14 protein-coding genes and 1 riboswitch are annotated in these 13,208 nt (G+C 60.2%); of the genes, 11 read left to right on the forward strand and 3 right to left on the reverse strand.

Going from position 1 to position 13,208, the window contains the following annotated elements; translation table 11 throughout:
• Positions 1–89 precede the first annotated feature (89 nt).
• The 5 genes from ACMXYH_RS25070 (at position 90) to ACMXYH_RS25090 (ending at position 5,511) form a co-directional block, all read left to right on the forward strand.
• Positions 90–1,382 carry an OprD family porin gene (locus tag ACMXYH_RS25070; protein WP_415765286.1) on the forward strand — a complete coding sequence of 431 codons (1,293 nt, stop codon included), beginning with the start codon at positions 90–92 and terminating at the stop codon, positions 1,380–1,382.
• 84 nt (positions 1,383–1,466) lie between these two features.
• Positions 1,467–2,444 carry a Bug family tripartite tricarboxylate transporter substrate binding protein gene (locus tag ACMXYH_RS25075; protein ID WP_129441926.1) on the forward strand — a complete coding sequence of 326 codons (978 nt, stop codon included), beginning with the start codon at positions 1,467–1,469 and terminating at the stop codon, positions 2,442–2,444.
• Positions 2,445–2,503: 59 nt separating this feature from the next.
• A complete protein-coding gene (locus tag ACMXYH_RS25080; protein ID WP_134418869.1) occupies positions 2,504–2,962 on the forward strand; it encodes a tripartite tricarboxylate transporter TctB family protein in 459 nt (152 codons plus the stop codon).
• 1 nt (position 2,963) lies between these two features.
• Positions 2,964–4,478, forward strand: a complete 1,515-nt coding sequence (locus ACMXYH_RS25085) for a tripartite tricarboxylate transporter permease (RefSeq protein WP_129441923.1) — start codon at positions 2,964–2,966, stop codon at positions 4,476–4,478.
• Positions 4,471–5,511 carry an AbrB family transcriptional regulator gene (locus ACMXYH_RS25090; RefSeq protein WP_415765287.1) on the forward strand — a complete coding sequence of 347 codons (1,041 nt, stop codon included), beginning with the start codon at positions 4,471–4,473 and terminating at the stop codon, positions 5,509–5,511. The genes ACMXYH_RS25085 and ACMXYH_RS25090 overlap by 8 nt, the downstream gene beginning before the upstream one ends.
• Before the next feature lie 119 nt (positions 5,512–5,630).
• Here ACMXYH_RS25090 and ung read toward each other — a convergent pair whose 3' ends face one another.
• Complete coding sequence (ung, locus tag ACMXYH_RS25095) at positions 5,631–6,323, reverse strand: uracil-DNA glycosylase (RefSeq protein ID WP_129441919.1); 693 nt, start codon at positions 6,321–6,323, stop codon at positions 5,631–5,633.
• Positions 6,324–6,455: 132 nt separating this feature from the next.
• On the opposite strand from ung, the gene ACMXYH_RS25100 reads away from it, so the two are divergent.
• Positions 6,456–7,559 carry an enoyl-CoA hydratase/isomerase family protein gene (locus tag ACMXYH_RS25100; protein WP_415765288.1) on the forward strand — a complete coding sequence of 368 codons (1,104 nt, stop codon included), beginning with the start codon at positions 6,456–6,458 and terminating at the stop codon, positions 7,557–7,559.
• Between the two features lie 60 nt (positions 7,560–7,619).
• On the opposite strand, the gene ACMXYH_RS25105 is transcribed toward ACMXYH_RS25100, so the two are convergent.
• Both ACMXYH_RS25105 and ACMXYH_RS25110 read right to left on the reverse strand, forming a co-directional pair.
• Complete coding sequence (locus tag ACMXYH_RS25105) at positions 7,620–8,048, reverse strand: hypothetical protein (RefSeq protein WP_415765289.1); 429 nt, start codon at positions 8,046–8,048, stop codon at positions 7,620–7,622.
• A 167-nt stretch (positions 8,049–8,215) separates the two neighbouring features.
• Positions 8,216–8,458, reverse strand: a complete 243-nt coding sequence (locus ACMXYH_RS25110) for a hypothetical protein (RefSeq protein ID WP_134418866.1) — start codon at positions 8,456–8,458, stop codon at positions 8,216–8,218.
• Between the two features lie 277 nt (positions 8,459–8,735).
• Positions 8,736–8,836, forward strand: a riboswitch (guanidine-I (ykkC/yxkD leader).
• Between the two features lie 62 nt (positions 8,837–8,898).
• On the opposite strand from ACMXYH_RS25110, the gene ACMXYH_RS25115 reads away from it, so the two are divergent.
• From ACMXYH_RS25115 to ACMXYH_RS25135, 5 genes are read left to right on the forward strand one after another with little or no spacing between them, the layout of a single operon-like run.
• Positions 8,899–9,966 (forward strand): putative urea ABC transporter substrate-binding protein, encoded by a 1,068-nt coding sequence (locus ACMXYH_RS25115; RefSeq protein WP_415765290.1) that lies wholly within the window; start codon positions 8,899–8,901, stop codon positions 9,964–9,966.
• A 16-nt stretch (positions 9,967–9,982) separates the two neighbouring features.
• Positions 9,983–10,798, forward strand: coding sequence for an ABC transporter permease (locus ACMXYH_RS25120; protein ID WP_415765291.1), 816 nt, complete (start codon positions 9,983–9,985; stop codon positions 10,796–10,798).
• On the forward strand, positions 10,795–11,583 hold the full coding sequence (locus ACMXYH_RS25125; protein WP_129441908.1) for an ABC transporter ATP-binding protein: 789 nt from the start codon (positions 10,795–10,797) through the stop codon (positions 11,581–11,583). The genes ACMXYH_RS25120 and ACMXYH_RS25125 overlap by 4 nt, the downstream gene beginning before the upstream one ends.
• A gap of 14 nt (positions 11,584–11,597) precedes the next feature.
• Positions 11,598–12,323 (forward strand): urea amidolyase associated protein UAAP1, encoded by a 726-nt coding sequence (locus ACMXYH_RS25130; RefSeq protein ID WP_415765292.1) that lies wholly within the window; start codon positions 11,598–11,600, stop codon positions 12,321–12,323.
• Between the two features lie 11 nt (positions 12,324–12,334).
• Positions 12,335–12,976 carry an urea amidolyase associated protein UAAP2 gene (locus ACMXYH_RS25135; protein ID WP_415765293.1) on the forward strand — a complete coding sequence of 214 codons (642 nt, stop codon included), beginning with the start codon at positions 12,335–12,337 and terminating at the stop codon, positions 12,974–12,976.
• Positions 12,977–13,208: the final 232 nt, after the last annotated feature.

Below are 13,208 nucleotides of genomic sequence, written 5' to 3' on the forward strand. Positions count from 1 at the left end.
TTCGACTGCCGTGCGCTACCGCACATAGCGATACGAAAAACGCCTCGAAGCGTTTTCGCCAATAAGAACAATAACCGGAGTACTTCAAGATGCTGTCCATGCAGCCACAGGCTCGTCCGCCTGTTCGTTTTCCCCGCCTCAGCCACACCGCCCTTGCCAGTGCCGCCGCCCTCGCCGGCTTTTCGCCGTTGAGTCAGGCTGCCTTCTTCGAAGACAGTACGGCAACACTCGAAACCCGCAACATGTATTTCAACCGCGACTTTCGCGACGGCACCAGCGCCCAGCAATCCAAGCGTGACGAATGGGCCCAGGGCTTCATGCTCAATCTGCAATCGGGCTACACCGACGGTACCGTGGGGTTCGGTGTCGATGCGCTGGGCATGCTGGGGGTCAAACTCGATTCGAGTCCTGACCGCACCGGCACAGGCCTGTTGCCAACCCATGACGACGGCCGCGCCGCCGATGAGTACTCCAAGCTGGGCCTGACCGGCAAAGTGAAGATCTCCGCCACCGAACTGAAAATCGGCAGCCTGATTCCGGAACTGCCGATCCTCAAGTCCAACGACGGGCGCATCCTGCCGCAGACCTTCGAAGGCGGCCTGCTGACCTCCAAAGAGATCAAGAACCTGACCTTCACCGGCGGGCGTCTGGAGAAAGCCAAGGACCGCGACAGTACCGACTTCGAGGACATTGCCCTCAACAACAAGAACAGCCGTTTTGCTGGCACGGCCGCCGGCAAGCATTTTGACTTTGGCGGCCTGGACTACAAGTTCACCGACAAAATCACCGGCAGCTACCACTTCGCGCAACTTGATGAAGTCTACAACCAGCACTTCCTCGGTGCTGTCGCTTCGCAACCGTTCGGCCCCGGCACTTTCGGCACCGATCTGCGCCTGGCCATCAGTGATGACCAGGGCGCGGCCCGTGGCGGCAAGATTGACAACAAATCCCTCAACGGCCTGGTGAGCTACGCATTGAGCGGGCATAAATTCAGCGCCGGCTACCAGCACATGTCCGGCGACAGCGCGTTCCCGTACGTCGATGGCAGTGACCCGTATCTAGTCAACTTCGTGCAGATCAACGACTTTGCTGGTGCCGAAGAACATTCCTGGCAGGCACGCTACGACTACGACTTCGCCAAACTCGGCATCCCCGGCCTGAGTTTCATGAGCCGTTACGTGAGCGGTGACAACATCAAGCTCAAGAACGGTGACGAAGGCAAAGAGTGGGAACGCAACACCGAAATCAAATACGTTGTACAAAGCGGCGCGCTCAAGGATGTTGCCGTGCGCCTGCGTAATGCCACTTACCGTTCCAATTACTCCGCTCGCGATGCCGATGAAGTGCGTCTGCTGGTGAGCTATAGCGTTGCCCTTTGGTAATTGATTGAACCGCCGAAGCCAAAAAGATCGCAGCCTTCGGCAGCTCCTACATATCCATACAACAAAAAATCTGTGGAGAATCCAATGAATTTGTCACTGCGTAAGTTTGCTCTCACCGCCAGCGCCCTGCTGTTCGCCGGCCAATTGCTCGCTGAACCCAAACGTCCGGAATGCATCGCCCCGGCCTCGCCCGGCGGCGGTTTCGACCTGACCTGCAAGCTGGCGCAAAGCGCGCTGGTGAATCAGAAACTGCTGACCAAACCGATGCGCGTGACCTACATGCCCGGCGGTGTCGGCGCGGTGGCGTACAACGCGGTGGTCGCTCAGCGTCCAGCCGACGCTGGCACGTTGGTGGCGTGGTCCAGCGGTTCGCTGTTGAACCTGGCCCAAGGCAAATTCGGTCGTTTCGATGAAAGCGCCGTGCGCTGGCTGGCGGCGGTTGGAACAAGCTACGGCGCCATCGCGGTGAAAAGCGATTCGCCTTACAAGACTCTGGACGATCTGGTTCAGGCGTTGAAGAAAGATCCGAGCAAAGTGGTGATCGGCTCCGGCGGCACCGTCGGCAGCCAGGACTGGATGCAGACCGCCCTGATCGCCAAGGCTGCCGGGATCAACCCGCGCGACCTGCGTTACGTCGCCCTCGAAGGCGGTGGTGAAATCGCCACCGCCCTGCTCGGCGGCCACATCCAGGTCGGCAGCACCGACATCTCCGACTCCATGCCGCACATCCAGAGCGGTGACATGCGCCTGCTGGCTGTGTTCTCCGAGAAGCGTCTGGACGAGCCGGAAATGAAAGACATTCCGACCGCCAAAGAACAAGGCTACGACATCGTCTGGCCAGTGGTTCGGGGCTTCTACCTCGGGCCAAAGGTCAGCGACGAAGACTACGCCTGGTGGAAAGACGCTTTCGACAAGCTGCTGGCTTCCGAGGAATTCGCCAAGCTTCGCGATCAACGTGAGCTCTTCCCGTTCGCCATGACCGGCCCGGAGTTGGACACCTACGTGAAGAAGCAGGTTGCGGACTACAAAGTGCTGGCCAAAGAGTTCGGCCTGATTCAGTGATCGCCTCTGTCTAGCGGCTGCGGCCCCGTTTGCGCGGGGCTGCGGCACAGGAGTTTCCCATGCTCTTACAACGCATTTTTGCTTCGGTGCTGTTGCTGGCCTGTATTGGCCTGGCGCTGATGGCGTGGCCGTACCAAGCGGCTTTTTCCTACGAACCGGTGGGGCCTCGGGCCTTCCCGCTGTTGATGCTCGGACTGATGGGCCTGGCGCTGTTGTACATGGTGTTTCGTCCCGCACCGATCAAGCACAACCCTGACGAACCGCCGATGGACCGCGAAACCCTGACCAAAATCGGCATCTGCGTGGTGCTGTTGCTGGTGTTCGCGGGCACCTTCGAACCCCTTGGCTTCATTGTCGCGAGCATCCTGATCGGTATCCCGATGGCGCGCCTGTACGGCGGCCGCTGGTTGCCCAGTGTGGTGATCATCAGCCTGATGGCTGTCGGCCTTTACTTGCTGTTCGACAAGGTGATGGACGTGCCACTGCCGTTGGGCGTGCTCGACGTTCTGGAGAACTGATATGGATACTCTTGGCTATTTGGGACAAGGGTTTGGCGTTGCGCTGACCCCGTACAACCTGGTGACTGCGCTCTGCGGCACCCTCATCGGCACCGTGGTCGGCCTGTTGCCGGGCCTGGGCCCGATCAACGGCGTGGCGCTGCTGATCCCGATCGCGTTCGCCCTCGGTCTGCCACCGGAGTCGGCGCTGATTCTGCTGGCGGCGGTGTACCTGGGTTGTGAATACGGCGGCCGGATCAGCTCGATCCTGCTGAACATTCCGGGCGAAGCCTCCACCGTCATGACCACCCTCGACGGTTACCCGATGGCCCGCAAGGGTCTGGCCGGTGTAGCTTTGTCGCTGTCGGCGTGGAGTTCGTTTATCGGTGCGTTCATCGCCACCTGCGGCATGGTGCTGTTCGCCCCGTTGCTGGCGAAATGGGCGATTGCCTTTGGCCCGGCCGAATATTTCGTGTTGATGGTGTTTGCGATTGTCTGCCTGGGCGGCATGGCCGGTGACCGACCGCTGAAAACCTTTATTGCCGCGTTGATCGGGTTGTTTCTGTCGAGCGTCGGGATCGATGCCAACAGCGGCGTGTACCGTTTCACCGGGGACAACATCCACCTGACCGACGGCATTCAATTCGTTGTGTTGGTGCTGGGCCTGTTCTCCATCAGTGAAATCCTCCTGCTGCTGGAAAAAACCCATCACGGCCAGGAAGCGGTGAAAGCCACCGGCCGCATGATGTTCAACTTCAAGGAAGCCTCGGCAGTGTTCGTGGTGAACATTCGTTGCGGCGTGCTGGGCTTCATCATGGGCGTGTTGCCGGGTGCGGGCGCAACGCTGGCCAGCGCCGTGGCTTACATGACCGAGAAACGTATCGCCGGCGCCAAAGGCACCTTCGGCCAGGGCGACATGCGCGGCCTCGCAGCCCCGGAAACCGCCATCGGCGGCGCAGCCTGCGGTGCCCTGGTGCCAATGCTGACCCTCGGTGTTCCAGGTTCGGGCACCACGGCGGTGATGATCGGCGCGCTGTCGCTGTACAACATCACCCCGGGTCCGCTGTTGTTCCAACAGCAACCGGACATTGTCTGGGGCCTGATCGCTTCGTTGTTCGTCGCCAACGTGATGCTGGTGATCCTCAACATTCCGATGATCCGCATCTTCACCCGCATCCTTGCCGTGCCGAACTGGGCGCTGGTACCAGTGATTGCGATCATCACCGGGATCGGCGTCTACGCGGTGCATGCCACCACCTTCGACCTGTTCCTGATGATCGGTATCGGCATCTTCGGTTACATCCTGCGCAAGCTGGATTTCCCTTTGTCGCCGGTCCTGTTGGGCTTCATCCTTGGTGGCCTGATGGAGCAGAACCTGCGTCGCGCCCTGTCGATTTCCAATGGTGCGCTGGAAATCCTCTGGTCGAGCCCGATCACCTTCGGCTGCTGGGTACTGACCGCGATCATGCTCCTGATGCCGATCATCCGAATCTGGCGCAAACGTTCGGTCGCCCGTCGCGCCATCGCCGATGTCTGATCGAACACCCTTCAAAGCCTGGTGGGGAACTCCGCTGGTCGGTCTGCTGGGCGGTTACCTGGCCAGCCAGATCGGCTGGCCACTGCCGTGGATGGTCGGCTCGTTGCTGGCGATCATCCTGGTGCGTTGCCTGACACCCTGGCAATTGGCGGAAATCCCTGGCGGCCGCAAGTGCGGCCAGTGGATTGTCGGCATCGGTATCGGCCTGCACTTCACCCCGGTGGTGATGGAGCAGGTGCTGAGCCACTTCGGTCTGATCTTCTTCGGTGCATTGGTCACCAGCCTCTCGGCCGTGGTCGGGGTCTGGTTGATGCGGCGTACCGGTGAAGATCGCGCCACCGCGTTCTTTTCCAGCATGCCCGGCGGCTCCGGGGAGATGGTCAACCTCGGCGCGCGTAACGGCGCGGTGCTCAGTCGTGTTGCGGCGGGGCAAAGTCTGCGGGTGTTGGTGGTGGTGCTGTGTGTGCCGGCGGCGTTCAAGTATTTGCTGGGCAGCGGCACGCCGGTTTTTCATCCGTCCGCCGTCAATTGGTGGTGGCTGGCCTTTCTATTCCCGGCCGGCGCATTGGCCGCGTGGCTATGGGAACGTCTTCGTCAACCCAATCCGTGGCTGTTCGGGCCGTTGCTGGTGAGTGCAGCGGTGAGTATCGGCTGGGACCTGCACATCGGCTTGCCCAACGGCGGCAGCCAGATCGGCCAATGGCTGATTGGCAGCGGGTTGGGGTGTCACTTCAATCGGCAGTTTTTCCGGCGTGCGCCTTCTTTTATGGGGCGGACCTTGATCGGCACGGTGCTGACCATGTTGATCGCCACACTGGCGGCATTGGGGTTGAGTGCGCTGACCCACCTGGATTTGCGCTCGTTGACGCTCGGCATGATGCCCGGCGGGATTGCGGAGATGAGCCTGACGGCAGAGACATTACAGTTGTCGGTGCCGCTGGTGACGGCGATGCAGGTGATGCGGCTGTTGTTTGTGTTGTTTCTGGCGGAACCGTTGTTCAAGTATTGGAATCGAGTGCCGGATTCTGTCTAACAGACCGAGTCGACCCCATCGCGAGCAAGCCCGCTCCCACATTAAACCGTGTATGCCTGGACAACTCGGTCAAATGTGGGAGCGGGCTTGCTCGCGAAGGGGCCAACTCGGTCAACGCATCAAACTGGCGGCAACCGCCACTCGATCGGCGTCTCGCCATTCTGCTCAAGATACTTATTGGTTCGGCTGAAGTGCCCGCACCCGAGGAAGCCTCGATAGGCGGACAACGGTGACGGATGCACCGACGTGAGCACCAGATGCTTGGTGGCATCGATCAGTTTCTGCTTGCTCTGCGCATGGGCGCCCCACAGCATGAACACCAGATGCGGCTGATGTTCGCTGACCACTTCAATGATCCGATCGGTGAAAAACTGCCAGCCCTTGTCCTTGTGCGCATTGGCGTTGGCGCGTTCCACGGTCATGGTGGTGTTGATCATCAGCACGCCCTGGTCAGCCCAGCTTTGCAGGCAACCGTGGGTCGGGATGTCGATGTTCAGATCGCGTTTCAACTCTTTATAGATGTTCACCAGCGACGGCGGCGCCGGTACGCCCGGTTGCACCGAAAAGCACAAGCCGTGGGCCTGTCCCGGGCCGTGGTACGGGTCCTGGCCGAGGATGACGACTTTGACTTTATCCAGCGGCGTCGAATTGAGCGCGTTGAAAATCATCGGTCCGGGAGGGTAGATTTCCTTGCCGGCCGCGCGCTCCTCTTGCAGGAAGTTACGCAACTCTGCCATGTAGGGCTGGTCGAACTCGGCACGCAGTGCCTCCTTCCAGCTCGGTTCGAGTTTGATACGGTCGTCAGCAGTCATGGTTACATCCGGCAAAAACAATGGGGCGAACCCTAGGAAAGCCCATCACGCTTGTCAATTGATCTGACGCAGATCCGGCACTTTCCTGTACAGCGATCATACTGAACGCTCAAATTCCCGATCGAGGTCACGATGAATTTGCACTTCGAAGAACTCACTGGCACCGACGGCGCACGCATCGGAGTCGCCAGCCTGGATGCCGAAAACTCCCTCAATGCCCTGTCCTTGCCGATGATCAACGCTTTGCGCGATCAACTGGACGCCTGGGCCAAAGAGCCACAAATCGTCTGCGTCGTGTTGCGCGGCAACGGCGCCAAAGCCTTTTGCGCCGGTGGCGAAGTACGCAGTCTGGTGGAAGCCTGTCGCGCCCATCCCGGCGAAGTGCCGCCGCTGGCAGCGCATTTCTTTGCGGCGGAATATCGCCTGGACTTCAATCTGCACACTTACCCTAAACCGCTGATCTGCTGGGGGCATGGCTATGTGCTCGGCGGCGGCATGGGACTGCTGCAAGGGTCGAACATCCGGATTGTCACGCCGAGCAGCCGGTTGGCGATGCCGGAGATCAGTATTGGTTTGTACCCGGATGTCGGGGCCAGTTGGTTTCTGTCGCGCCTGCCCGGCAAGCTCGGATTGTTTCTCGGCCTGACCGGCGCCCATATGAACGGTCGCGATGCGATCGATCTCGACCTGGCCGACCGCTTCCTGCTCGATGAGCAGCAGGAAGAGTTGATGGAAGGCCTGCTGCAGTTGAACTGGCAGGAACAGACGCCGATGCAGCTGAACAGCCTGCTCAAGGCCTTGCAACAGGAAGCCATCGCGCAAATGCCCGAAGCCCAGTGGCTGCCACGACGCCAGCAAATCGATGAGCTGCTGGATGTCAGTGACGTGCGCTGCGCCTGGAAGGCCATCAGCCAGCTGCGCGACAACACGGATCTGCTGCTCAGCCGTGCCGCGAAAACCATGAGCGAAGGCTCGCCCCTGACCGCTCATCTGGTGTGGGAACAGATCACCCGCGCCCGGCACATGTCGCTGGCTCAAGTCTTTCAGATGGAGTACACCATGAGCCTCAACTGTTGCCGTCATCCTGAGTTCAGCGAAGGCGTGCGCGCACGGTTGATCGACAAGGATCAAAAACCTCATTGGCACTGGCCAGATATCAATAATCTGCCGGATGCAGTGGTAGACGCGCATTTCCACAAGGCCTGGGAAGGCCGGCATCCCCTGGCCGATCTGTAGGAATACTGAAAGCCGGGCATAAAAAAGCGGCGCTTCATGCGCCGCTTTTTTTATGAGTGTTTAACGGTGGCCGCCTCGGCCATCGTGATCACCGCGACCGTTGTGGTCGCCCCGTCCGCCGTGATTATTGCGTCCACCATTGCCACGGTAGTCGTTGTTCCAACCGCCACGGTTACGGCCGTCCCAACCCTCATTCTGATGGGCCCGATAGTCGCCTCGCTGCGGCTGGTAATAACGCGGTGCCGGTTGATAAACCCGCGGCTGGTGGTAATACCGCGGCGTTGGTTGGTAGTACCGCGCTGGCGGTGCGTAGTACCGGCGTGGTTGCGTGTAATAACCGCCGCCGCCTGAATAGTAAGGTCCGCCGTCATAATAGGCTGGCGAGGAATAGACCTCGGAACTGTAGTAGCTGGCTCCTCCATCGGAATAAGGCACGCATGCACCAAGAGACAATCCCAATACAGCAATCAGAAGAATTCGCAGATACATGGCGGCCTCCTGGACCGCGAGTGAGCCACACCAGCGACGCTGGCAGGCGACAGTCAATTATTCGGTGACTGTCGAAAGATCAGACATCGTTTTCCAAATCTGGTGCGTTCCTGAAACACATTGAAACAAGTCGCCGATGAAAGGTTTTTCATCCATTCACCCGCTGACTAAGGGTGACCACCACGATATCCACCTCCGTAATAACGTGGTGAATGCCCGCCCCAATAGTAGTAGCGATAGCCGCCATAAAAGCGCGGACCATAGTAATAACGCGGTCCGTAATAGTAGGAATAGGGCGAGTAACCGGGGTAGTAATAAGGCGCGGAATACGCATCGTAGCCACCGGCGTAGTAGTAGCAGCCGGATAGCCCAAGGCCCAGAAAAACACCAAGCAACAGTCGACGAAACATGGCGGCCTCCTGAAAGACCCACAGCCGGAACAGGCCGGCTGACACCTGTTTTGACTGGCAATGCTCCATCGAGTGCCGGGCGACGCCAACCTTCAGATCGGCGGCCGATACGTCCCATTGCGGTGCGCCGGCGCACCATCACAAGGCAAGTATTTCTCCCCGTCCATAAGCGCCAATCGCGCAATGCCGCAGGCCAGACGGCTCAAGCCGACTTGGCACGGCTCTCGCTTTAGCAAAGACGTGCAGGAGTCATCACAGGTTCGCGGCACCACAATTTGCAATGGCTGACTAGGGTTCCGGCTCGCTAAGGCGAGTGGCTGGTCCGAGAGTTGGCGACCTCCAGTTGAGGTTACACGGCGGGACAAAAGCCCGGGAGACAAGCCACCGTTCACGGTGCCGCGTTGACTCCTGCCCGCCCTTGATCAACTGGAGAACCACCCATGCTCAAGCTTCGTTTACCCGCCCTGCTCGCCGCTGCTTTCGCAGCCTTCGTGAGCGTTTCGTCCCAGGCCGCCCAGAAAGACCACTTCAGCGTCTGCTGGACCATCTACGCAGGCTGGATGCCCTGGGAATACGCTGGCAGCCAAGGCATCGTCGACAAATGGGCAAAGAAGTACGGCATCAAGATTGATGTGGTGCAGCTCAATGACTACGTCGAATCCATCAACCAATACACCTCTGGCCAATTCGACGGTTGCACCATGACCAACATGGACGCGCTGACCATTCCGGCAGCCGGTGGCGTCGACAGCACCGCGCTGATCGTCAGCGACTTCTCCAACGGCAACGACGGCATCGTGCTCAAGGGCGACGGTAAGAAAGTCACCGACCTCAAAGGCATGGACGTCAATCTGGTGGAGCTCTCTGTCTCCCACTACTTGCTGGCCCGGGCGCTGGATTCGGTCGATCTCACCGAGAAAGACCTGAAAGTGGTCAACACCTCCGACGCCGATATCTCGGCCGCTTTCAACACCGATCAGGTCAACGCTGTCACCACCTGGAACCCGATGCTTTCGGACATCAAGGCCAAGCCTGCGGTGACCGAAGTGTTCAACTCCAGCCAGATCCCCGGCGAAATCATGGACATGATGGTGGTCAACTCATCGACTCTCAAAGACAACCCGGCGCTGGGAAAAGCGCTGACCGGCGCCTGGTTTGAAGTGGTCGAGTTGATGAACGCGAAAAACGCCGCCAGCAAAGCCGCCCTCGAACACATGGCTAAAGCTTCCGGCACCGATCTGACCGGTTTCCAGTCGCAACTGGACACCACCAAATTGTTCGCCACCCCCAAAGAAGCCCTGGCGTTCTCCACCAGCAAGCAACTGCCGGAAACCATGCGCAAGGTGGCCGAGTTCTCGTTCCAGCACGGCTTGCTCGGTGAAGGCGCCAAGGACACCAGCGCCGTCGGCATGGCGTTCGCCAATGGCGTGACCAGCGGCGACAAAACCAACCTCAAACTGCGCTTCGACCCGACCTACGTGCAGATGGCCGCCGACGCGAAGCTGTAATCAGGAGGACCTGGCCATGCGCCTGATCAATCGCCACCCGGATCGCCCGAGTCGCCTGCTTTTGGTGATCCTGCCGTTCGCCCTGGTGCTGTTCGCCTACTTCATGGGCTCGGCCGAGCGGCTGATGGACAACCCCAACGACAAGCTATTGCCGAGCGCCGTGCAGATGACTGACGCGGTGAAACGCCTGGCGTTTACCGCCGACACCCGCACCGGTGAATACGTGTTGTGGCAAGACACCGCGTCCAGTCTGCGACGCCTGGCCATCGGCCTCGGCATCAGTGCGCTGGCCGGACTGTGCCTGGGCATCGCCGCCGGGACTTTGCCGCTGTTTGGCGCGCCGTTGTCGCCGTTGCTGACGGTGCTGTCGATGGTGCCGCCGCTGGCGATTCTGCCGATTCTGTTCATCGTGTTCGGGTTGGGGGAATTGTCGAAAGTGATGCTGATCGTGATCGGCATCACCCCGTGCCTGGCCCGTGATCTGGAGCAACGCGCCCGGGAAATCCCCGTCGAGTTGCTGATCAAAGCCCAGACCCTCGGCGCCTCGACCTGGACGCTGATGCTGCGGGTAGTGCTGCCGCAACTGCTGCCACGGCTGCTGATCTCGCTGCGGCTGATGCTTGGCTCGGCGTGGTTGTTCCTGATCGCCGCCGAAGCCATCGCCTCCACCAACGGCCTCGGTTACCGGATTTTCCTGGTGCGCCGCTACTTGGCGATGGACGTGATTTTGCCCTATGTGGTCTGGATCACCCTGCTCGCCTGGCTGATGGACTGGGGCCTGAAACGCCTGACCCAACGGGCGTTCCCTTGGTATGAGGGAGCCCGCGCATGAGCTTCATCACGGTAAAAAACGTCTGGCAGCAATACGCCGATCAGGTGGTGCTCGAAGGGCTGAACCTGAACGTCAACGAGGGCGAGTTCTGCACCTTGGTCGGTGCGTCGGGTTGCGGCAAGTCGACCTTCCTGCGGCTATTGCTGGGCCAGGAACGCGCCAGTCGCGGCGAGATTCTGTTGGATGGCCAGGCCTTGGCTGGCGAGCCGGATGCCAGCCGTGGCGTGGTGTTCCAGCGTTACTCGGTGTTCCCGCACTTGAGCGTGCTGGACAACGTCGCCCTGGGCCTTGAACTGCCGCGCTCACCGTTGCTCGGGCGGTTGTTCGGCAGCGCAAAAAAAGATGCACGCGAACAAGCCTCAGTACTGCTGCACAAAGTCGGCCTCGGCCATTCGCTGGACAAGTACCCGGCGCAGCTCTCCGGTGGCATGCAACAACGGCTGGCCATCGCCCAGGCGCTGATCATGAAACCGCGCGTGTTGCTGCTCGACGAACCATTCGGTGCCCTCGATCCAGGCATCCGCAAAGACATGCACGGCCTGCTGCTGGAGCTGTGGCGCGAGACGCAATTGACCGTGTTCATGGTCACCCACGACCTGTCCGAAGGTTTCAGCCTCGGCACTCGCCTGCTGGTGTTCGACAAGGTCCGCCTCGACCCGCACGCCCCTGGCGCCTATGGCGCGCGCATCACTTACGACATCCCTTTGAACAGCGACCGCCGCGCCCATCGCGCCGCCGTCGACGCCTTGCCGGCTGAGCTGGCAGGCACGCTTCGTACCGCTTAAGAGGACTTTTGCACATGACTGATTCGACCCAACTGTTCCCGCCCTTCGTCGAAGAAATGCTCCCCGGCGGCGGTCATCGCTCCTTCGTCCTGAAACGCGGCCAACTGCTGCGCCTGACCGACCTGCGTGGCGGCGCCAACGTCAGCCTGACGCTGCTCAACGCCAATGAAAAAACCGAACGCCTGAACCTGCCCGACAGCCTCAAATGCCAACACACCGCCAAGCTCACCACCGGCCATTGCCTGTACTCGGACATGGGTCGCGTGCTGGCCGCCATCACTGCTGACACCTGCGGCTGGAGCGACAACCTCGGTGGTGTGCTCTGTGCTGAAGAGGTCGCTGAAAAATACGGCGCGGGGCGCTATCAGGAACTGCGCAACGGCTTCTTCCGCAACGGCACCGACAACTTGTTGGTGGAGCTGGGCAAGTGGGGGCTGGGCCTTTCCGACCTGCTGATGACGCTCAATTTGTTTAGCCGGGTGAACGTCGATGAGGCCGGGCATTTCCACTTCGTCGAAGGCAATTCCAGGGCCGGCGACTACATCGAGTTGTATGCGCCGATGGACACGCTGGTGGTGCTCACCGCGCTGCAACATCCGATGGACCCTTCGCCTGAATACGCGCCCAAACCGCTGAAGTTGAGCTGGATGAACGCCGATGCCAGCGTCGCCGAACACTGCCGCACCTCGCGCCCGGAAAACGAGCGCGGCTTCATCAACACCGACCGTCTGTTCGCCTGAGGATCGCTGCCATGTCACTTGCAATCGCTACCGCTCAACAGCTGCCAGAAACTGCGGTCTACCGCGCCACCATCCCGGCCGGCGAACCGTGGCTGATGGAAGTCAAGGCTGGCCAGACCTTGCGCATCCTCGATCTGGAAGGCAATCAGGCCGTCGACACGTTGTTCTACAGCGTTGCCAACCCAAAGGAGCGCTACGACGTGCAACGCACGTTGCGCCGACAGAACAGCGTCTACCTGAGCACCGGCAGCGTGCTTTATTCCAACCTCGGCAAGCCGATGCTGACCATCGTCGCCGACACCTGCGGTCGGCACGACACCCTCGGCGGCGCTTGCGCACAAGAGAGCAACACAGTGCGTTACGCGTTGGAGAAACGCTACATGCACAGCTGCCGCGACAACTACCTGCGGGCCTGCGTTCACGATGGACGACTGGGCAAGGGCGACATCGGGCCGAACATCAACTTCTTCATGAACGTACCGGTCACGGTGGATGGCGGGCTGACGTTTGAAGACGGCATCTCGGCGCCGGGCAAATACGTCGACCTGCGGGCCGAGATGGACGTGATCGTGCTGATCTCCAACTGCCCGCAACTGAACAATCCGTGCAATGCCTATAACCCCACCCCTGCGGAGCTGCTGGTATGGAACTGAAATTCGTGCGGTTACGTAGATGGTTGTTTGGCCTGTGCCAGGCCCGTTCAGGCCAGTGCATCAAACAGTAAGAACACCCTAAATCTACTGTGGGAGCGGGCTTGCTCGCGAAGGGGCCGTCACATTCAACATTAATGTCGACTGACACTCCGCCTTCGCGAGCAAGCCCGCTCCCACAGGGTTACGCGGTGGTTTGAAGCGAACTGTTTTTGCCGTCGGGGACGACCCTGGC

The organism is Pseudomonas frigoris (genome assembly GCF_047758635.1).
GTDB classification, from domain to species: Bacteria; Pseudomonadota; Gammaproteobacteria; order Pseudomonadales; family Pseudomonadaceae; genus Aquipseudomonas; species Aquipseudomonas frigoris.

Bases quoted from the DNA above. Each gene is read 5' to 3' on its own strand.
- ACMXYH_RS25070 (WP_415765286.1), top strand. From the start codon at position 90: ATGCTGTCCATGCAGCCACAGGCTCGTCCGCCTGTTCGTTTTCCCCGC.
- ACMXYH_RS25075 (WP_129441926.1), top strand. From the start codon at position 1,467: ATGAATTTGTCACTGCGTAAGTTTGCTCTCACCGCCAGCGCCCTGCTG.
- ACMXYH_RS25080 (WP_134418869.1), top strand. From the start codon at position 2,504: ATGCTCTTACAACGCATTTTTGCTTCGGTGCTGTTGCTGGCCTGTATT.
- ACMXYH_RS25085 (WP_129441923.1), top strand. From the start codon at position 2,964: ATGGATACTCTTGGCTATTTGGGACAAGGGTTTGGCGTTGCGCTGACC.
- ACMXYH_RS25090 (WP_415765287.1), top strand. From the start codon at position 4,471: ATGTCTGATCGAACACCCTTCAAAGCCTGGTGGGGAACTCCGCTGGTC.
- ung (WP_129441919.1), bottom strand. From the start codon at position 6,323: ATGACTGCTGACGACCGTATCAAACTCGAACCGAGCTGGAAGGAGGCA.
- ACMXYH_RS25100 (WP_415765288.1), top strand. From the start codon at position 6,456: ATGAATTTGCACTTCGAAGAACTCACTGGCACCGACGGCGCACGCATC.
- ACMXYH_RS25105 (WP_415765289.1), bottom strand. From the start codon at position 8,048: ATGTATCTGCGAATTCTTCTGATTGCTGTATTGGGATTGTCTCTTGGT.
- ACMXYH_RS25110 (WP_134418866.1), bottom strand. From the start codon at position 8,458: ATGTTTCGTCGACTGTTGCTTGGTGTTTTTCTGGGCCTTGGGCTATCC.
- ACMXYH_RS25115 (WP_415765290.1), top strand. From the start codon at position 8,899: ATGCTCAAGCTTCGTTTACCCGCCCTGCTCGCCGCTGCTTTCGCAGCC.
- ACMXYH_RS25120 (WP_415765291.1), top strand. From the start codon at position 9,983: ATGCGCCTGATCAATCGCCACCCGGATCGCCCGAGTCGCCTGCTTTTG.
- ACMXYH_RS25125 (WP_129441908.1), top strand. From the start codon at position 10,795: ATGAGCTTCATCACGGTAAAAAACGTCTGGCAGCAATACGCCGATCAG.
- ACMXYH_RS25130 (WP_415765292.1), top strand. From the start codon at position 11,598: ATGACTGATTCGACCCAACTGTTCCCGCCCTTCGTCGAAGAAATGCTC.
- ACMXYH_RS25135 (WP_415765293.1), top strand. From the start codon at position 12,335: ATGTCACTTGCAATCGCTACCGCTCAACAGCTGCCAGAAACTGCGGTC.